Source organism: Delftia sp. RIT313 (assembly GCF_000632165.1).
Taxonomy (GTDB): Bacteria; Pseudomonadota; Gammaproteobacteria; order Burkholderiales; family Burkholderiaceae_C; genus Comamonas; species Comamonas acidovorans.
Window position 1 is genome coordinate 1 of sequence record NZ_JFYT01000048.1, and the last position, 19,445, is coordinate 19,445.

15 protein-coding genes are annotated in these 19,445 nt (G+C 69.1%); 9 read left to right on the forward strand and 6 right to left on the reverse strand.

The window, feature by feature from the left end; all coding sequences use genetic code 11:
- Positions 1-62 precede the first annotated feature (62 nt).
- The 4 genes from BW39_RS14145 to BW39_RS14160 form a co-directional block, all read right to left on the reverse strand.
- Complete coding sequence (locus BW39_RS14145) at positions 63-878, reverse strand: carbohydrate ABC transporter permease (protein ID WP_013804448.1); 816 nt, start codon at positions 876-878, stop codon at positions 63-65.
- Between the two features lie 75 nt (positions 879-953).
- Entirely contained in the window at positions 954-1,844 is an 891-nt protein-coding gene (locus BW39_RS14150) for a carbohydrate ABC transporter permease (protein WP_043822477.1), read from the reverse strand.
- Between the two features lie 156 nt (positions 1,845-2,000).
- Positions 2,001-3,080: an ABC transporter ATP-binding protein gene (locus BW39_RS14155; RefSeq protein WP_043822478.1), complete on the reverse strand. Its 1,080-nt coding sequence runs from the start codon at positions 3,078-3,080 to the stop codon at positions 2,001-2,003.
- A gap of 1 nt (position 3,081) precedes the next feature.
- Positions 3,082-4,161, reverse strand: coding sequence for an ABC transporter ATP-binding protein (locus BW39_RS14160; RefSeq protein WP_043822480.1), 1,080 nt, complete (start codon positions 4,159-4,161; stop codon positions 3,082-3,084).
- A gap of 270 nt (positions 4,162-4,431) precedes the next feature.
- On the opposite strand from BW39_RS14160, the gene BW39_RS14165 reads away from it, so the two are divergent.
- From BW39_RS14165 to BW39_RS14175, 3 genes are all read left to right on the forward strand, one after another.
- Entirely contained in the window at positions 4,432-5,196 is a 765-nt protein-coding gene (locus BW39_RS14165; RefSeq protein ID WP_012202956.1) for a DeoR/GlpR family DNA-binding transcription regulator, read from the forward strand.
- Positions 5,197-5,269: 73 nt separating this feature from the next.
- Entirely contained in the window at positions 5,270-6,766 is a 1,497-nt protein-coding gene (glpK, locus tag BW39_RS14170) for a glycerol kinase GlpK (RefSeq protein ID WP_012202955.1), read from the forward strand.
- The gene (locus BW39_RS14175) at positions 6,735-7,940 is read left to right on the forward strand and encodes an esterase-like activity of phytase family protein (protein WP_200871516.1); all 1,206 of its coding nucleotides are present in this window, start codon (positions 6,735-6,737) and stop codon (positions 7,938-7,940) included. Before glpK ends, BW39_RS14175 begins: the two co-directional genes overlap by 32 nt.
- A 7-nt stretch (positions 7,941-7,947) precedes the next feature.
- Here the strand turns inward: BW39_RS14175 and BW39_RS14180 are convergent, their stop codons facing one another.
- Positions 7,948-8,643: a GntR family transcriptional regulator gene (locus BW39_RS14180; protein WP_043822541.1), complete on the reverse strand. Its 696-nt coding sequence runs from the start codon at positions 8,641-8,643 to the stop codon at positions 7,948-7,950.
- Positions 8,644-8,738: 95 nt separating this feature from the next.
- Here BW39_RS14180 and BW39_RS14185 point away from each other — a divergent pair, with 95 nt between their 5' ends.
- From BW39_RS14185 to BW39_RS31695, 6 genes are all read left to right on the forward strand, one after another.
- The gene (locus tag BW39_RS14185; RefSeq protein ID WP_043822482.1) at positions 8,739-10,436 is read left to right on the forward strand and encodes a thiamine pyrophosphate-binding protein; all 1,698 of its coding nucleotides are present in this window, start codon (positions 8,739-8,741) and stop codon (positions 10,434-10,436) included.
- 65 nt (positions 10,437-10,501) lie between these two features.
- Entirely contained in the window at positions 10,502-11,482 is a 981-nt protein-coding gene (locus BW39_RS14190; RefSeq protein ID WP_043822484.1) for a tripartite tricarboxylate transporter substrate binding protein, read from the forward strand.
- Between the two features lie 40 nt (positions 11,483-11,522).
- Positions 11,523-12,314, forward strand: coding sequence for a VOC family protein (locus tag BW39_RS14195; protein ID WP_043822486.1), 792 nt, complete (start codon positions 11,523-11,525; stop codon positions 12,312-12,314).
- A gap of 32 nt (positions 12,315-12,346) precedes the next feature.
- Positions 12,347-13,186 carry a pyrroline-5-carboxylate reductase gene (gene proC, locus BW39_RS14200; protein WP_043822489.1) on the forward strand — a complete coding sequence of 280 codons (840 nt, stop codon included), beginning with the start codon at positions 12,347-12,349 and terminating at the stop codon, positions 13,184-13,186.
- A 424-nt stretch (positions 13,187-13,610) separates the two neighbouring features.
- Positions 13,611-15,473 (forward strand): IPTL-CTERM sorting domain-containing protein, encoded by a 1,863-nt coding sequence (locus BW39_RS14205; protein WP_043822491.1) that lies wholly within the window; start codon positions 13,611-13,613, stop codon positions 15,471-15,473.
- A gap of 233 nt (positions 15,474-15,706) precedes the next feature.
- The gene (locus BW39_RS31695; protein ID WP_043822494.1) at positions 15,707-18,553 is read left to right on the forward strand and encodes an IPTL-CTERM sorting domain-containing protein; all 2,847 of its coding nucleotides are present in this window, start codon (positions 15,707-15,709) and stop codon (positions 18,551-18,553) included.
- On the opposite strand, the gene ubiA is transcribed toward BW39_RS31695, so the two are convergent.
- Positions 18,486-19,355, reverse strand: a complete 870-nt coding sequence (ubiA, locus tag BW39_RS14215) for a 4-hydroxybenzoate octaprenyltransferase (RefSeq protein WP_043822543.1) — start codon at positions 19,353-19,355, stop codon at positions 18,486-18,488. The two genes, BW39_RS31695 and ubiA, sit on opposite strands and share 68 nt — an antisense overlap.
- Between the last annotated feature and the right edge of the window lie 90 nt (positions 19,356-19,445).

Consider the following 19,445-nt stretch of genomic DNA (forward strand, 5'->3'; position numbering starts at 1 on the left):
TCCCCCTCCCCCGCGGAAGCGGGTAGAGAGGGGGAAGCGGCGTAAGCCGCTCAGGGGGTGCCTCAAACCCTTCCCATGGCGAACCCCTTGGCGATGTAATGCCGCACGAACCAGATCACGATGGCGCCCGGCACGATGGTCAGCACGCCGGCCGCCGCCAGCGTCGCCCAGTCCATGCCCGAGGCCGAGACGGTGCGCGTCATGGTCGCCACGATGGGCTTGGCGTTCACGCTAGTCAGCGTGCGCGCCAGCAGCAGCTCCACCCAGCTGAACATGAAGCAGAAGAAGGCCGCCACGCCCACGCCGGCCTTGATCAGCGGCAGGAAGATGGTGAGGAAAAAGCGCGGGAAGGAGTAGCCGTCGATATAGGCCGTCTCGTCGATCTCGCGCGGGATGCCGCTCATGAAGCCCTCCAGGATCCAGACGGCCAGCGGCACGTTGAACAGCAGGTGGGCCAGGGCCACGGCGATGTGCGTGTCCATCAGGCCTACCGTGGTGTAGAGCTGGAAGAAGGGCAGCAGAAAGACGGCCGGCGGCGTCATGCGGTTGGTCAGCAGCCAGAAGAACACATGCTTGTCGCCCAGGAACTGGTAGCGCGAGAACGCATAGGCCGCCGGCAGCGCCACCGTGAGCGAGATCACGGTGTTGATGGCCACGTAGATCAGGCTGTTGATGTAGCCCGAATACCAGGAGGCGTCGGTGAAGATGGTTTGGTAGTTGGCCCAGGTGAAATGCTGGGGCCACAGCGAGAAGCTCGACAGGATCTCCTCGTTGGTCTTGAAGCTCATGTTGACCATCCAGTAGATGGGCAGCACGGCGAACAGCAGGTAGGCGACGAGGAACAGCGTGCGCTTGTGGAAACGGCGGTCTTCAGTCATGTCCGGCCTCCCGCAGGGCCGCCCCAAGGGAGGCCGAGCCCCCTCGGGGGGCAGTGAACGAAGGGAGCGTGGGGGTCATTCTCTTGCCCCTTCCTTGTCTGCCGTGCCCACGCGCTGCATCCAGTTGTAGAGGATGAAGCACAGCAGCAGGATGATGAGGAAATAGATCAGCGAGAAGGCAGCCGCCGGCCCCAGGTCGAACTGGCCCACGGCCTTTTGCGTGAGGTACTGCGACAGGAAGGTGGTCGCATTGCCAGGGCCTCCGCCCGTGAGCACGAAGGGCTCGGTGTAGATCATGAAGCTGTCCATGAAGCGCAGCAGCACGGCGATCATCAGCACGCCGCGCATCTTGGGCAGCTGGATGTAGCGGAACACCGCGAACTTGCTTGCGCCGTCGATGCGCGCGGCCTGGTAGTAGGCGTCGGGAATGGAGCGCAGGCCCGCGTAGCACAGCAGGGCCACCAGCGGCGTCCAGTGCCAGACATCCATGACCAGCACGGTGAGCCAGGCATGGGTGGCATTGCCCGTGTAGTTGTAGTCCACGCCCAGCGCGTTGAGCGCCGCGCCCAGCAGTCCGATGTCGGCGCGGCCGTAGATCTGCCAGATGGTGCCGACCACGTTCCACGGAATCAGCAGCGACAGCGAGACCACGACCAGCACGGCCGAGGCCTTCCAGCCCTGGGCCGGCATGGACAGGGCCAGGGCGATGCCCAGCGGGATCTCCACCAGCAGCACGGCCAGCGAAAAGCCGATCTGGCGCAGCAGGGCCGAGTGCAGTTCCTCGTCGCGCATGACCTGGGCAAACCATTCCGTGCCCACGAACACGCGCCGGTCGGGACTGATGATGTCCTGCACCGAGTAGTTCACCACCGTCATCAGCGGGATGATGGCCGAGAAGGCCACGCAGATGATGACCGGCAGGATCAGCAGCCAGGCCTTCTGGTTGACGGGCTTGATTGAACTCATCTCAGGCACCCCTCAAGCTAATGCACAAACCGCGGCCTACGAGACCGGAGCTACCCAGCTCAGGGACACCGAGCAAGGGCCGCCCCGCCGCAAGGGTGTCGTCCCCCTCCCGCGTCGCGAGAGAGGGGGAAGCGGCGCAGCCGCTCAGGGGGTGCCTCATACCAACTCCTCGTTGACGTAGTAGCAGGTGTGGGGGCCCTGCAGCTGTACCCATACCGTTTCACCCACGGCGGGCAGGAAGGCATCGGCGCCGCAGCGCAGCTTGAGCAGCCGCTCGCCCAGGCGCGCCACCAGCAGCTGGTGCGTGCCCACGTCCTGCACGCGCTCCACCGTGCAGGCCACGGCGCCGGGCGCGTCGGCCGAGGCCAGTGCCAGGTACTCGGGGCGTATGCCCAGGCTCAGCGGCAGGCCGGGCGCCACGCCGGCCAGCGCTTCGGGCAGGGGCAGGTACTGGCCCTCGGCCAGCAGCCGGCCGCCGTCCTGCTGCAGCGGCACGAAGTTCATGCCCGGCGAGCCGATGAAGTGGCCGACGAAGGCGTGGCTGGGCCGCTCGAAAAGCTGGGCGGGCGTGCCCACCTGCACGGCGCGCCCGCGCGTCATGACCACAACGTGCTCGGCAAAGGTCAGGGCCTCCACCTGGTCGTGCGTCACATAGATCAGCGTGAGCCGCAGTTCATGGTGGATCTGCTTGAGCTTGCGGCGCAGCTGCCACTTGAGCTGGGGGTCGATCACCGTGAGCGGCTCGTCGAACAGCACGGCCGACACATCGGGCCGCACCAGGCCCCGGCCCAGCGAGATCTTCTGCTTGGCATCGGCCGACAGGCCGGCCGCGCGCTGGTCGAGCTGGCCGCTCATCTCCAGCATCTCGGCGATCTGGCCGACCCGCGCGCGGATGCGCTCCTCGGGCATGCGGCGGTTCTTCAGCGGAAAGGCCAGGTTCTCGGCCACGGTCATGGTGTCGTAGATCACCGGGAACTGGAACACCTGGGCGATGTTGCGTTCCTGAGGCGTGGCGCGCGTCATGTCGCGGCCGTCGAACAGCACCTTGCCCTGCGAGGGGACCAGCAGGCCCGACATGATGTTGAGCATGGTGGTCTTGCCGCAGCCCGAGGGGCCGAGCAGCGCATAGGCGCCGCCGTCCTCGAAGACCATGCTCAGCGGCAGCAGCGCGTAGTCGCTGTCCTGCTGCGGGTTCGGCTTGTAGGAGTGGGCCAGATCGAGTTCTATGCGGGCCATCTCATCGTCCTCCGGGCCGCGCCGGCGCCAGCAGCAGCGCGCCGTCCGTGCCGAACACGTAGGCATGGGCCGGGTCCAGGTGCAGCGTGACCGCGCTGCCCAGGTCCAGGTGGTGCACGCCCGTGACCTGGGCCACCAGCTCGCCCCAGGGCGTGGTGGCATGCACGAAGGTGTCGGAGCCCGAAATCTCGGCCAGCTCCACCACGCCCTGCAGTGCCAGATCGCCGGGCCGGGACTGCAGGCGCAGGGCGCTGGCGCGCAGGCCCAGGGTCAGTTGGCCGGACGCGGCCAGGTCCGCAGGCAGCGCCACGGGCAGCCGCGCGCCGCCCGGCAGTTGCAGCCCGCCCTCCACGGCACTGGCCGCGATCAGGTTCATGGGCGGATCGCTGAAGGCGCGCGCCACGCGCAGCGAATTCGGCTGATGGAAGACCTCGGCCGTGAGGCCGTACTGCAGCAGTTCGCCCTCATGCAGCACCGCCGTGTAACCACCCAGCAGCAGCGCCTCGCCGGGCTCGGTGGTGGCATAGACCACGGTGGAGTCGCCCGTGGCGAACAGCTGGGTCAGTTCCTCGCGCAGTTCCTCGCGCAGCTTGTAGTCGAGGTTGACCAGGGGCTCGTCCAGCAGCATCAGCGGAGCGCCCTTGGCCAGGGCGCGCGCCAGCGCCACACGCTGCTGCTGGCCGCCCGACAGCTCGGCCGGGTAGCGGTCCAGGAACATCTCGATGTGCAGCCGCTCGGCCAGGGCGCGCACGCGCTGCGCCACGTCGCGGTCGCCGCGCAGCTTGAGCGGCGAGGCGATGTTGTCCGCCACCGTGAGCGAGGGATAGTTGATGAACTGCTGGTAGACCATGGCCACGTTGCGCTCGCGCACGGGCATGCCGGTCACATCGACGCCATCAGCGCGCACACGGCCTTCGGTGGGCACGTCCAGGCCGGCCATGATGCGCATCAGGCTGGTCTTACCGGCCTGCGTGGCACCCAGCAGCACGGTCACCGCGCCGCTTTCCAGTTCAAGGTGCATGGGGTGCAGCCAGGTCTGGCCGCCCACGCGTTTGCTGATTCTCTCCAACACCAGTTCCACGACCGCCCTCACTGACGAGGCCGCCTCGGGGGCAGCGATTGAACAAGGAGAAACATCTCGCTCAAGGCGGCGATTGCGCGCCATCCGAAAGCAAGAACGTGATCATTTTTGTTCTTTCCAGATCGCAGCCCATCAACACATACCCTAGGTGCTGTTCTTTTTTCTTCGTTTTAAAGTTCCCCAACCCACGGCCGGCCAGGGGCAAATGCGCTATAAACCGGTCGCCCCGCCTTGTTTGCCTGAGAACGCACCAGATCTGGAATCGCCGCCGTGAACACCAATCCCCGACAACTACAGCTGCTCGACGAAGTGCGCAGCCGCCAGTCCACTTCGGTGGAGCAGCTGGCCGAGATCCTGGGCGTGACCCTGCAGACCGTGCGCCGCGACATACAGAAGCTGGCCGATGCGGGCCTGATGGTGCGCTTTCACGGCGGCGTGCGCGTGCCCAGCGCCACAGTGGAGAACCTGGGCCACACCCAGCGCCAGGTGCTGCATGCCGAAGGCAAGTCGCGCATTGCGCGCGCCGTGGCCGAGGCCATTCCCAACGGCTGCTCGCTGATCCTGAACATCGGCACCACCACCGAGGCCGTGGCCCAGGCCCTGCTCAAGCACCGGGGCCTGCGCGTGATCACCAACAACCTCAACGTGGCGGCCATCCTCAGCTCCAACGCGGACTGCGAAGTCATCGTGGCCGGCGGCGTGGTGCGCACGCGCGACCGGGGCATCGTGGGCGAGGCGGCCGTGGACTTCATACGCCAGTTCAAGGTGGACATCGCCCTGATCGGCATCTCGGCCATCGAGCCCGATGGCAGCCTGCGCGACTTCGACATGCGCGAGGTCAAGGTGGCCCAGACCATCATTGCCCAGTCGCGCGAGGTCTGGCTGGCCGCAGACCACAGCAAGTTCCACCGCCAGGCCATGGTGGAGCTGGCACGCCTGGACCAGATCGACCGCCTGTTCACCGATACCGCGCCCCCCGCTCCGTTCGATGCCCTTCTGCGCGAAGCCGAAGTGCAATGCGTTGTGGCGCAATAAGTTTTCCGCAGCCGCTGCGCCACCGCCCGCACAGGACACGCGCACCGGCCCTGCTTTTCCTGGATACCGCACCATGACCTATCTGCTTGCCCTGGACCAGGGCACCTCCAGCTCGCGCAGCATCGTCTTCGACACCCAGGGCCGCATCGTGGCCTCGGCCCAGCTGGAGCTGCCGCAGATCTATCCCCGGCCCGGCTGGGTCGAGCACGATCCGCGCGAGATCTGGCGCACCCAGCTGGCCACGGCGCGCGAGGCCCTGGCCAAGGCCGGGCTGGCGGCGGCCGACATCCGCGCCCTGGGCATCACCAACCAGCGCGAGACCACCGTGGTCTGGAACCGCGCCACGGGCCAGCCCATACACCACGCCATCGTCTGGCAGGACCGCCGCGCCGAGCCGCTGTGCGCCCAGCTGCGCGAGGCCGGCCATGCCGACACCATCCAGCGCAAGACCGGCCTGTTGATCGACGCCTATTTCTCGGGCACCAAGCTGCGCTGGATCCTGGACAACGTCAACGGCGCGCGCGCCGCCGCCGAGCGCGGCGAGCTGGCCTTCGGCACCGTGGACAGCTGGCTGATCTGGCAACTCACGGGCGGACGCCGCCATGTGACCGATGTCTCCAACGCCAGCCGCACCATGCTGTTCAACGTCCACACCAACCAGTGGGACGACGATCTGCTGGCGCTGCTGGAGATTCCGCGCGCGCTGATGCCCGAGGTGCTGCCTTCCGCCGCCGATTTCGGCCGCACGGCAGCCGAGGTGCTGGGCGGCGAGATCGCCATCGGCGGCGTGGCCGGCGACCAGCAAAGCGCCCTCTTCGGCCAGGCCTGCTTTTCCGCCGGCATGGCCAAGAACACCTATGGCACGGGCTGCTTCATGCTCATGCACACGGGCGGCGTGTTCCAGACCTCTGCCAACGGCCTGCTGACCACCGCTGCGGCACAGCCCACCGCTGCGCCGGCCTATGCGCTGGAAGGCAGCGTCTTCGTGGGCGGCGCTGTGGTCCAGTGGCTGCGCGACGGGCTGCGCGCCATCGAGCACAGCGGCCAGGTGCAGCAACTGGCCGAGAGCGTGCCCGATTCGGGCGGCGTGATGATGGTGCCGGCCTTCACCGGACTGGGCGCCCCCTACTGGAAGCCCGATGCGCGCGGCACCATCACGGGCCTGACGCGCGGCACCACCATCGCCCACATCGCGCGGGCCGCGCTTGAATCCATCGCCTTCCAGAGCGCCGCCCTGCTGCTGGCCATGAGCCGCGACGCGGTGGCCAGCGGCGGCGCGCCGGTGAGCGAACTGCGCGTGGACGGCGGCGCCTGCGTCAACAACCTGCTCATGCAGTTCCAGGCCGACCTGCTGGGCATTCCCGTCGTGCGCCCGGCCTGCGTGGAGACCACGGCCCTGGGCGCTGCCTACCTGGCGGGCCTGTCCTCGGGCGTATACCAGAGCACCGAGGAACTGTCGGCGCTGTGGAAGGCCGAGCGCCGCTTCGTGCCCACGCTGGACAAGCACCGCGCCGACGAGCTGATGGCACGCTGGGAGCATGCGGTGGCCCAGACCGCGCTGGCGGCCTGACAACGGGCTCACGGCCTTGTTCAGGGCGGCCAGCCTGGTGCTTTCCGGCCTGCTGCTGGCCGGCTGCGCCGCGCCGCCCCAGGCCCTGCCGGCCCCGCAGTCCACGGCATGCGCGCGCCTGCAATGGCTGGGCAGCACCACGATTGCGCGCGAGGAGCCCATCCATGGCGCCACCACCGGCGGCATCTCGGGTCTGGACTATGACGCCCGGCGCGGCGACTTCGTGGCCATCAGCGATGACCGCTCGGCGCGCGGCCCCGCGCGCTGGATGCGCCTGCGCATAGAGCAGCTGGACGCCGGCCAGCGTGCCGGCCCCAACCCCTGGCAGGCGCAGGTCACCGAAGTGCACCCGCTGCTGGATGCCGAGGGCCGCTGGCTGCGCCCGCGCCATGCCGCGCCCGCCACCCAGCCCGTGCCCGACCCCGAAGCCATCCGCCTGCTGCCGGACGGCGGCCTGCTGTGGACCGATGAAGGCGACCCGGGCCGGGGCTTTGGCACCTCGCTGGTGAAAGCCGATGCGCAGGGCCGCCAGCTTGCGCGCTGGTTCCATCCCTTCAAGGACGAGGCCGGCGTGCCGGGCCTGCGCGCGAATTTCGGCTTCGAAGGGCTGGCCGTGACGCCGGACGGCCAACAGGCCTGGCTGGCCCTGGAGGCGCCGCTGCGCCAGGATGGGCCGCGCGCCAGCGCCGGCTCGGCAGGCGCGCCCGTGCGCATCAGCCTGGTCAGCCTGGACGACGGCCGGCTGCTGCGCCAGATCGCCTACCAGCCCGATGCCGTGCCGGCCGCCAGCTGGGCCCTGCCCCAACGCGAGGTCAACGGCATCAGCGAGATTCTGCTGGACGGTCCCGACCATCTGCTGGTGCTGGAGCGCTCCTACAGCCCGGGCCACGGTTTTGGCGCGCGGCTATACCGCATCAGCCTGGAGGCACCTGACACGCTGGCCCTGGCCAGTTTCGCGCAAACGCCGCGACAAGTGGCCGTCAAGCAACTGGTGGCCGATCTGTCCACCGTGCAGCCCGGCCGGATGGACAACATGGAAGCCATGTCCTGGGGCCCGCCGCTGCCCGACGGCACCCGCGTGCTGGTGTTCGCCAGCGACGACAACTTCAACCCGGCGCAGGCCAACCAGATCCTGGTCACCGCCTACCGACCCTCGCCGCCCTGCGCACCCTGAAGGCGCTTCAGGGCGTGGCCTGAACCTGCTCCTGCGGCAGGTAGATGCGCGTCAGCCCGCGCGCAATGGCCTCCACGATCTGCTCGCGCCGCAGGCCGATGTGCTCGGCCATCAGGCGTTCGCTGGCCTGGGCGTCGCGCGCGCGCAGGGCCTGCAGGATTTCCAGGTGCTCGTGCTGGGTGGAGGCGCGCCCCACGCTCTCCATGTCGATCCACCGGATGAAGCGGATGCGCTCGTTCAGGCTAGCCAGCATGCGCCGCAGCTCGGCGTTGCCGGCCATGTCGGCAATGCGCAGATGGAATCCCTCGTCCAGGTCCACCAGTTGCCGGATCGGCGTATCGGAGGCCACGCGCTGGCTCTGCTGCAGGTAGGCCAGGGCCTCGTCGAGCTGGGCATCGGTGGCGCGCTCCACGGCCAGGCGCACGCATTCGCGCTCCACGGCCACGCGGGCCTCGTACAGGTCCAGCGACTCCTTCACGTCCAGTTCGCGCCGCATGTAGCCGCGGCTGGCCGGCAGCAAAAAGCCATCGGCCACCAGCCGCGTCAGTGCCTCGCGCACGGGCGTGCGGCTCACGCCCAGGCGCAGCGCCAGTTCGCTCTCGCTCAGGCGCTCGCCCGGCTTGAATTCGTAGGAGATGGCCATGTCACGCAGCGTGCTGTAGACGCTGGAGCCCCGTTCATGGCGGATGTTGGAGATTTTCATGGCGCCATTGTGCCCTTTGGCGCTGCGCATTCTTTTAAGTATACTGAAATGGATTCTTAAAAACCCCGCCCCCAACCTGCCTGGAGACTCCCGACATGACCACCGCTTTCAATGGCGCCGACGCCATGGTCCGCATGCTGCAGCTCAACGGCGTCAAGCACATCTTCGGCCTGTGCGGCGACACCAGCCTGCCCTTCTACGACGCCATGGCGCGGCTGGACCACGGCATGGACCACATCCTCACGCGGGACGAGCGCAGCGCCGGCTACATGGCCGACGCCTATGCACGCGTCACCGGCAAGGTGGGCGTGTGCGAAGGCCCCAGCGGCGGCGGTGCCACCTACCTGCTGCCCGGCCTGGCCGAGGCAAATGAGTCCTCGGTGCCCGTGCTGGGCATCACCTCGGACGTTTCCGTGGGCGCACGCGGCAAGTTCCCGCTGACCGAACTGGACCAGCAGGCGCTGTACAGGCCCCTGACCAAGTGGAATACCACCATCGACCGCGTGGACCAGATTCCGCACGCCGTGCGCAGCGCCTTTCGCGCCATGACCACGGGCCGGCCCGGCGCCACCCATATCTGCCTGCCCTATGACGTGCAAAAGCACACGCTGGATCCCGCCGATGTCTGGGCCCAGCCAGGGCATGACCACTATCCGGCCTACCGGTCCGCGCCCGATCCGGCGGCCGTGGCCGAGGCTGCCGACCGCCTGGTGGCGGCACGCTGCCCCGTGCTGATCTGCGGCGGCGGCGTGCTCATCGCGGGCGCCAGCGCCGCACTGGATGCGCTGACCACCCTGCTCAATGCGCCCGTGTGCTCCAGCGTCAGCGGCCAGGGCAGCCTGGCGGGCAGCCATCCGCTCAATGCCGGCGTGGTGGGCACCAATGGCGGCGTCGAGGCCACGCGCGCCGTGGTGGCGCAGGCGGACCTGGTGATGTTCATCGGCGCCCGGGCCGGCTCCACCACCACCGAGCACTGGCAGATGCCCTCGCGCAAGGTGACGATCGTCCACCTGGACGTGGACGCCATGACCATAGGCACCAACTACCGCACCGACGTGGCCCTGGTGGGCGACGCCCTGCTGGGCCTGCAGGCGCTGCACGCGGCCGTGCAGCAACGCATCGCCCGCCGCCCCGCCGATGCCGCAGACGGCGCCGCGCTGGCGGCCACCGCGCGCGCCACCAAGCAGGCCTTCTTCGCACCACTGGCGGCCTCGCTGGAGCGCCCCATCAAGCCCGAGCGCGTGGTGGACACGCTCAACCGCCTGCTGCCCGCGCGCGCCATCGTGGTGGCCGACCCCGGCACGCCCTGCCCCTACTTCACGGCCTATTTCGACGCGCCCCAGGCCGGCCGGCACTTCATCACCAACCGCGCGCACGGGGCGCTGGGCTTTGCCATGTCCGCCGGCTTTGGCGCCGCCATCGGCCAGCCCGATTCCGTGGTGGTCGCGGTCATGGGCGACGGCAGCTTCGGCTTCACCTGCGGCGAGCTGGAAACCATCGTGCGCCGCAATGTGCCGCTGAAGATGATCGTGTTCTCCAACAGCGTGTTCGGCTGGATCAAGGCCAGCCAGAAGTCCGGCTACGATGAACGCTACTTTTCAGTCGACTTCAACCGCACCCACCATGCCCGCGTGGCCGAGGCCTTCGGCGTCAAGGCCTGGCAGGTGCATGACCCGGCAGATCTCGAAGCCGCGCTCAAGGCCGCGCTGATGCACGACGGCCCGGCGCTGGTGGATGTGATCTCGCAAGAGCTCCAGGACACGGCCGTGCCGGTGAGCCAGTGGATGGGTTGACTCCAGGCCCCACGCACAGATTCCCGATTTCCTGCCCGCCAATGCGCTTGAAAAGGAGCCTTCCCATGCCCCATACCCCCTCACGCCGCCAGCTGCTGCTGGCCACGGCCGCCGCATGCTTGCTGGGGCCGGCCGGCACGGCATCCGCGCAGGGCGCCGCCCCGCTCAAGCTGGTCATCACCTTCCCGCCGGGGGGCAGCACCGACATCGCCGCCCGCATACTGCAGCCGCGCCTGGGCGAGGTGGCCGGCCGCCCGGTGATCGTGGAGAACCGCCCCGGCGCCGCCAGCCAGATCGCCACCCAGTACGTGGCCAAGTCCGCCCCGGACGGCAACACCCTGCTGTTCAGCTTCGACACCCATGCCATCAATCCCATCGCCAAGTCCCGGCTGCCCTACGACACCTTCAAGGACTTCACGGGCGTGTCGCTGGCGCTGCGCTTCCCGCTGGTGATCGGTGCCTCGGCCTCGGTGCCCGCCAGGGACCTGGCCGGCTTCCTGGAGCTGGCGCGGCGCAACCCGGGCAAATACAGCTACGCATCGACCGGCCTGGGGTCCATGAACCACCTGGTGATGGAGGACATCAAGCGCCGCTCGGGCACCTACGTGCTGCACGTGCCCTACGGCGGCGGCGGCCCGGCCGTGCAGGCCGTGCTGGGCAATGTGTCCGACCTCACCCTGCTCAGCTACGCGGCGCTGCGCGGCCAGATTTCGGCGGGCAAGATCAAGCCGCTGGCGGTGACCGGCCTCAAGCGCCTGCCCGAGCTGCCCGACGTGCCCACCGTGGCCGAGTCCGGCTTCCCGGGCTTCGAGGCCTATTCGTGGATCGGCGTTTTCGCACCTTCCGCCACGCCGGCAGCCACGGTGCACAAGCTCACCGAAGACTTCCAGGCCACGCTGAACACGCCCGACATCCGCAGCAAGCTCATGCAGTCGGGCTTTGAAGTCATGGCCACGGACGGACCCGCCCTCGACCGCTGGGTGCGCCAGGAATATGAGCGCTGGGGCCGCTTCGTGCGCGACAACAAGGTCCAGCTCGAAGACTGAGAATCCGGACGGCCCTCCCTTACACCACACAGGAGCATTCATGGCACTTCCGCTGGACCACATCGTCATCGCCGTGCACGACCTCGAGGCCGCCGTGGCGGACTACCGCGCGCTGGGTTTTCAGGTCGCCATCGGCGGCCGCCATCCGGGCCGCACCTCGCACAACGCACTGGTCGTGTTTGCCGACGGCGCCTACCTGGAGATCATTGCCTGGACCGCCCCGGCGCCCGAAGAGCGCTGGTACCGCACGCTGCGCGACCATGGCGAAGGGCTGGTGGACTTCGCCCTGCTGCCCCAAAGCACCGCCCAGGCCCTGGCCGAAGCACGCGGGCGGGGTCTGGATACCCTGGTCGGCCCCGTGGACGGAGGCCGCGTGCGCCCCGATGGCGCGCAACTGCTGTGGCAGACGGCGCGCCACGCCACGCCCGACCTGCCCTTCCTGTGCGGCGACGTCACGCCGCGCGCGCTGCGCGTGCCCGAGGGCAGCGTGCGCGAGCATCCCAACGGCGCACTGGGCGTGGCCTCGCTGACCGTCGCCGTGCACGACCTGGACGCCAGCCTGGACCGCTACCGGGCGCTGCTGGGCCCGGGCCTGCCGCTGCAGAGGCTGGACGACCAGGGCGCGCGGCTGGCATTGCCGGGGTTCGACCTGCTGCTGCAAGGCGCGCAGGCACTGGCGGCCACCGACGCATTGCGCCAGCGCCTTGCCACGCGCGGAGAGGGTCCTTGCGCGCTCACCCTGCGCCAGCGGCCCGGCGCCCCGGCACAGCCCCTGGACCTGGCCGCCAGCCATGGCGTGGACATGCGCTGGCACGGTGGGAACACGCTCTAAACTCTTCGTTTTCCTTCTCCACCGCCACCAGCATGAACACCGTTTCCACAGCCTCCCCTGTCATCGCCTTCATCGGTGGCGGCAACATGGCCAGCGCCATCATCGGCGGACTGATCGGCCAGGGCCAATCCGCAGACCGCATCGTCGTCGTCGAACCCTTCGAGGCTGCGCGCGACGCGCTGCGCACGAACTTCGGCATCACGGCGCATGCCGATGCCGCGGCCGCCGCCAGCGCGCTGGACGGTGCCGGCATCGTGGTCTGGGCCGTCAAGCCCCAGACCTTCAAGGAAGCCGCCCAGGCCGTGGCGCCGCACACCGCCCAGGCCCTGCACCTGAGCGTGGCCGCCGGCATTCCCACGGACTCCATCGCCCAGTGGCTGGGCACGGGCCGCATCGTGCGCGCCATGCCCAACACGCCAGCCCTGGTGGGCAAAGGCATGACGGGCCTGTTCGCCCGCGCCGAGGTCGATGCCGCAGGCAAGAGCGCCATCGAGCAGGTCGTTGCCACCACGGGCCAGTTCGTCTGGGTCGACCAGGAAGCGCACCTGGACGCCGTGACCGCCCTGTCGGGCTCGGGCCCGGCCTATGTCTTCCTGTTCCTCGAAGCCATGACACAGGCCGGCGTGGACATGGGCCTCACGGCCGAGCAGTCCTACCGCCTGGGCGTGGCCACCTTCCAGGGCGCCTCGGAACTGGCCGCCCGCTCCACCGAAAGCGCCGACGTGCTGCGCCAGCGCGTGACCAGCAAGGGCGGCACCACCCACGCCGCCATCACCCACATGCAGGCGCAACAGGTGCCCGAGCATTTCGTGGCCGCCATGCGGGCAGCGGAAACACGGGCCAAGGAGCTGGCCGCCGAATTCGGCAGGTAGGACACGCCCGCGCGCGCCCCTCTTTGTGGTGGCAAGGGGACGGTGCGCCAGATTCCTGCAAAAACCAGATAGTTCTGATGGTGGAAGCAAGCGGCACTCGGTAGAAATCGGCAATTGACCGGCAGCGCGGAAAGCCCCGCGCCGGTCATGACCTGCCACCGCAGTTTCCACCAAGCATCCGCCTCGGCGGGACGTGCATCGCCTGCCCGCCCCTGTCCATGGCTTGCCTTGGATTCGCTGCATCCAAGGAGAAAGCATGCGTTTCCACCCCCCTTCCTTGCCCAGGCGCTGCGGCAGCAAGCCGGCCCTGGCGGCATGCCTGCTCTGGGCATCGGCTGGCCTGGCCCACGCAGTACCCGGCCCCTCCCAAGGTCCTGCCCACCACCGCGCGCACTCACCAGCGCACTCACCAGCACATGCCCCAGTGCATGGCTCCGCGCAGGCCCGGCAGATACAGCACGCGCTGCAGGGCATGTCCGTGCCGTTCGAGGCCAACAGCGGCCAGTTCGACCCTGCCGTGGCCTTCACGGGCCGCACCTTCGCGGGCGCGATCCACGTCACCCGCCAGGGCCAGATCGTCTACAGCCTGGCCGCGCCCACGCAGCAGCAGGGCGTGACCTCGGCACCCCCGCCCGAGATGCCTCCCCAAGCACCTCCCAAGAAGCCGCCCAGGACGCCCGCAGGTACCAAACCCCAGGCACCGCCCCAGACCCCTCCGGCCACCCAGCCCCTGTCCGGCTGGAGCCTCACCGAAACCCTGGCCGGCGCGCTGCCGCTGTCGCCCACGGGCGGCGAGGCCGCCGCCACCCAGATCACCCGCTTCAGCGGCCCCCACAGCTACCAGCCAGCCAACTACCGCAACCTGCACCTGGGCCAGGCCTGGCCCGGCGTGCAGGTGGAGCTGGCCGTGCGCGGCGCCAATGTGGAAAAGCTCTTCCACGTGGCCCCGCAGGCCGACCCCGGGCAGATCCAGGTGCGCGTGGACGGCGCGCTGTCCCTGCGCCTGGGCAAAGGCGGCGAACTGATCGCCGCCACAGGCCATGGCGACGTGGCCTATACGGCGCCCGTGGCGTTCCAGGAAGTTGCGGGGCGGCGCGTGGAGGTGCCCGTGCAGTACGCTCTCAACAGCCGGGGCGATGGCTACGGTTTCGCACTGGGGGCGTATGACCGGGCGCTGCCGCTGGTAATCGACCCCTTCCTGCAGAGCACCTACCTGGGCGGTTCTAACTACGATGTCATTACCGCCCTGGTCGTGACCCCTTCGGGGCAGGTGCTGGTGGCCGGCAGAACCGAGTCCAGCGATTTCCCAGGCACCGCCGGCGGTGCCCAGCCCTCCAGCGGCACGAGCAACCTCTTTGTGGCACGCTTGTCCGGCGACCTGCGCACCCTGGAGCAAAGCACTTATCTGGGCGATGGAGGCATCCCCCGCAGCATGGCCATCTTGCCCTCGGGCGATGTGGTGGTGGGGGGCACCATCTGGAGCGGAAATCTTCCTGGCACGGAGAACGGAGCGCAACCGGCAAAGCCAGCAAGCGGCTCTGGCTTTGTCACCCGCCTGTCGGCCGATCTGCGCGCCGTCTCCCCCCAGGCCATCACCTTCCCGCCCCAGGCCGATCAGGTGCTTACCGCGACCGGCGACACCTTCCAGATCAGCCCGATCGCCACGGCCAATTCCGGCCTGGCCGTGAACTACACCGCCCATACGCCGGCCGTGTGCACCGTCTCGGGCACCACGGTCACCATGGTGGATGCGGGCCCCTGCATGCTGGAGGCCTGGCTGCCCAGCGTGCCCGGCCAGTGGCTGGCAGCCAACGGCATCTTCGTGACCCTGCAGATCCGCAGGCCGCAGGTGATCTCCTTCCCGGCCCAGGCCGACCAGCCCTTCACGGCCGGCGCCAGCTTCGACCTCGGCCCGCCCGCCACGGCCACTTCGAACCTGCCGGTGGACTACGCCAGCACCACGCCCGGCGTTTGCACGGTCTCGGGCGCCACGGTGACCATGGTCAGCGCAGGCATCTGCAGGGTCACAGCCAGCCAGCCGGGCAACACGCTGTGGCTGGCGGCCACTGACGTGTCGCAGGACATCGAACTGGTGGCCAGCACCGTTTCACCTCCGTCGCCACTCCCGCCGCCTCCTCCTCCCGCACCCGGCCCGGGACCCGGCGCTGCGTCCCCCGTGCCCGTGCCCACCCTGGGCCCCTGGGCCCTGGCCTGGCTGGGCACGCTGGCGGCAGGCCTTGGCGCCATCTCGCTGCGCCGCCGGGCGCGCCATAGCAGCGCTCGCTAGCAACGCACGCGTGGCCGGGCAGGAGGGGGTAGCCCCCGTGCCGGTCACGCCCCAGGAACCCGGCCCCGCCAGGCCTCCGCCTGCGGGGCTCACGCCCGGAGGCAGGCTTGCCTCGGGGCGGCCGCATTCAGGGAGACCCCATGAGCCTCTTTCTTCAGCCTGCGCCCTGGCTCCGGTGGCGCAGCACAAGCCGCACAGCCCTCCTCTGGCTCGCCATGGCAGCAGCCGCATGCATGGCCGCCAGCACCGCCCATGCAGCGCCGGGTGAGAGACCCGGTGCGGCGCAGTTGCAGCATGCGAAGCAGGCCCTGCAGGGCCTGTCCATGCCCTTCGAAGCCAACAGCGGCCAGTTCGACCCGGCCGTGGCCTTCATGGGCCGGACCTTCGCGGGCGCCGTCCATGTCACGCACCAGGGGCAGATCGTGTACGGCCTGCCCGGGCCCGACACGGGACGGCTGGCGGACTGGGCAAGAAGCAAAGCGGCCGGCGGTGCGCCCAAGAGCGCCCCCATCCTGCGGCCCGGCTGGAGTCTCACGGAAACCCTGGTCGGCGCGCTGCCGCTGTCGCCCTCGGGCGGCGAGGCAGCCGGCACCCAGATCACCCGCTTCAGCGGCCCGCACCGCTACCAGCCGGCCACCTACCGCAACCTCCACCTGGGCCAGGCCTGGACCGGCGTGCAGGTGGAGCTGGCCGTGCGCGGCACCAATGTGGAAAAGCTCTTTCACGTGGCGCCGCAGGCCGACCCCGGGCAGATCCAGGTGCGCGTGGACGGCGCGCTGTCCCTGCGCCTGGGCGAAGGCGGCGAACTGGTGGCCGCCACAGGCCATGGCGATGTGGCCTATACCGCGCCCGTGGCCTTCCAGGAAGTTGCGGGGCAGCGCGTGGAGGTGCCTGTGCAGTACGCCCTCAACAGCCAGGGCGATGGCTACGGGTTCGCACTGGGAGCGTATGACCGGGCGCTGCCGCTGGTGATCGATCCACTGCTGCAGAGCATCTATCTGGGCAGCCCCGAGAGTTCCTGGATAGAGGCCATAGCCACAGCCGCCCCTTCAGGCGACGTGCTGCTGGCCGGCACTACCCTTTCCAACCGATTCCCCGGCACTGCGGGTGGAGCGCAGCCTGCGAGCCCCCCTGGCATATTTGCATTGCATGGCTTCGTCGCCCGGCTGTCCAGTGATCTGAGCCGCCTGATACAGAGCACCTACCTGAGCGGGTCGTGGGGCAGCCAGATCCACGCACTGGCCGTCACAGCGTCGGGTGACGTGGTGGTAAGCGGCGAGACGATGACCAGCGATTTTCCCGGCACGGCCGGGGGAGCACAGCCTGTGTCGCTCAGCGTTCCTGCGGGCTTCGTCGCCCGGCTTTCCGGCGACCTGCGCACCCTGGAGCAGAGCACCTATCTGACCGGAGACGGCTGGGTGGTCGCCACTGCCCTGGCCCTTCCTGCCTCGGGGGAGGTCGTGGTGGCCGGGGACACCCTTGCCAAGGACCTGCCCCGCGCGGCCAACGGAGCCCAGCCCGCCCTCAGCGCCGATCGTGACGGCTTCGTCATGCGCCTGTCCGCCGACCTGCGCACCGTGGTGCAAAGCACCTATCTGGGCGGGACGGGAGCGGAGAGTATCTCCAATATCGCCATCGGACCTTCAGGAGAGATACTCGCCGGCGGGCAGACCCAATCCCCCGATCTGCCTGCCACGGCGCACGCAGCCCAGCCAGACATCAGCGGCGATGCCGACGGCTTCATCGCATTGCTTTCAGGCGATCTGCGCACCCTGGTGCGCAGCTCCTACCTGGGGGGGAACGGCTGGGAGACACTCTCGGCATTGGCCTTCCACCCCTCGGGAGAGATCGTTGCAGCCGGGCAAACATCGTCCTCTGGCTTTCCTGGCACGAGCGGTGGTGCGCAGCCTGCCAGCAATGGCAACTACCCCGGCTACATCACAAGGCTGTCCGCCGATCTGCGCACCCTGTTGCAGAGCACCTATCTGGGCGGCGCAAACCCAGACTGGATCGCTGCCCTGGCCATCGCTCCTTCGGGCGAGATCCTGGTGGCCGGCAACACCTCATCCGACAATTTTCCCGGCATGGCGGGCGCCATTGAGCCTGTCTACGGTGGCGGATTGCAAACCGGCTACGTGGCACGCCTGTCGGACGATCTGCGCACCTTGGAGCAAAGCACCTACCTGGGCGCAAGGGGCCTGGATGGTGTCACCGCGCTGCACATCACTGCTTCTGGCGAGCTTCTGGCCGGGGGCTACTCCGGAGCACTGTTCACGAACCCTGATGCCTTTGTCTCACTCCTGACCGTGGACCTGCGCGCCGTCTCCCCCCAGACCATCACCTTTGCGCCACAGGCCAGCCAGGTCCTCGGCAGCCCTGGCTCCACCTTCACCATAGACCCTCCCGCCATGGCCAGCTCCGGCCTGCCGGTGGACTACGGCAGCGCCACCCCGGCCATCTGCACCGTCTCGGGCACCACCGTCACAATGCTCGATGACGGCATCTGCACGCTGGTCGCCCGCCAGGCGGGCAATGCCCAGTGGCAGGCCGCCGACGCAAGCGCCGATGTCCGCATCCGCAGAGCCCAGGCCATCCGCTTCCCGGCCCAGGCCAGCCGGACCTTCGAGGCGGGAACGGTCTTTGCCATCGACCCGCCCGCCACGGCCAGCTCCGGCCTGCCGGTGGAATACGCCAGCACGACCCCAGGCATCTGCACGGTCTCGGGCAACAGGGTCACGATGGCGGGCGAAGGCATCTGCACGGTGACCGCCAGCCAGCCCGGCGATGCGCGGTGGATGCCGGCCACCGGCGTGGCGCAGGACATCGAGCTGACTGCGGTTGTGCCGCCTCCTGTAACTCCCCCCGTAATTCCCCCTGTGACACCTCCTGTGACTCCACCCGTGCCGCCGCCCGCTCCAGCGCCCATTCCCGCACTCGGCGCCTGGCCGCTGGCGCTGCTGGGTGCCATGGCGGCAGGCTTCGGTGCGCACGCACTGCGGCGGCGTGGCGTCTTCAGCGCAAGGCAAATCCCAGCGCCACGCCTGCGAACAGGGCGGCACCGATCCAGTGGCTCTTGCTGAAGGCGACGAAGCAGCCCTCGCGCGTGCGGTGGCGGATCAGGGTGAAGTGCCAGATCACCTGGGCCGCGGCCACGGCCAGGCCCAGCCAGAAAGGCCAGGCCAGGCCATAGGGCGCCAGCGCCCAGATAGTGAGCAGGCCGCAGAGCACGAAAAAGCCCATGACGGCCACCACGTCGAAGCGGCCCAGGGTGATGGCCGAGGTCTTCATGCCGATCCTGAGGTCGTCGTCGCGGTCCACCATGGCGTATTCGGTGTCATAGGCCAGCACCAGGAACATGTTGGCGAGCCACAGAATCCAGGCCGTGGCCGGCACCTGGCCCTGCACGGCGGCGAAGGCGATGACGATGCCGAAGTTGAAGGCAATGCCCAGGAAGGCCTGGGGCATGGCGAAGAAGCGTTTGGTGAACGGGTAGAGGATGGTGAACAGCACGGCGGGCACGGACCAGGCCACGGCCTCCCAGCGCGTGGTCAGCACCAGGCCCAGCGAGACCAGGGCCAGGGCCGCGCCCAGCAGCGCGGCCTCCTTGACCGAGACCTGCCCCGAGGTGATGGGCCGCTGCGTGGTGCGCTTGACGTGGCGGTCGAAGTCGCGGTCGGCGATGTCGTTGATGCAGCAGCCGGCGCTGCGCATCAGCACCGTGCCCAGCACGAAGACCACCAGCAGATGCCAGCCCGGAAACCCGCCCGCTGCCACCCACAGTGCGGCCAGCGTGGGCCAGACCAGGACCAGCCAGCCGGCCGGCCGGTTGAAGCGGACCAGGTCCAGGTAGAGCGACAGTTTGCTGCGCCGGGGCGCAGGCATGGGCGTAGAGGAGGTGGTGGGCATGGCGTCTGGGCGCCGATGGCGGCCGTGGGCCGACCATCGCACGCATCACATTCGAAAATGCCCGCA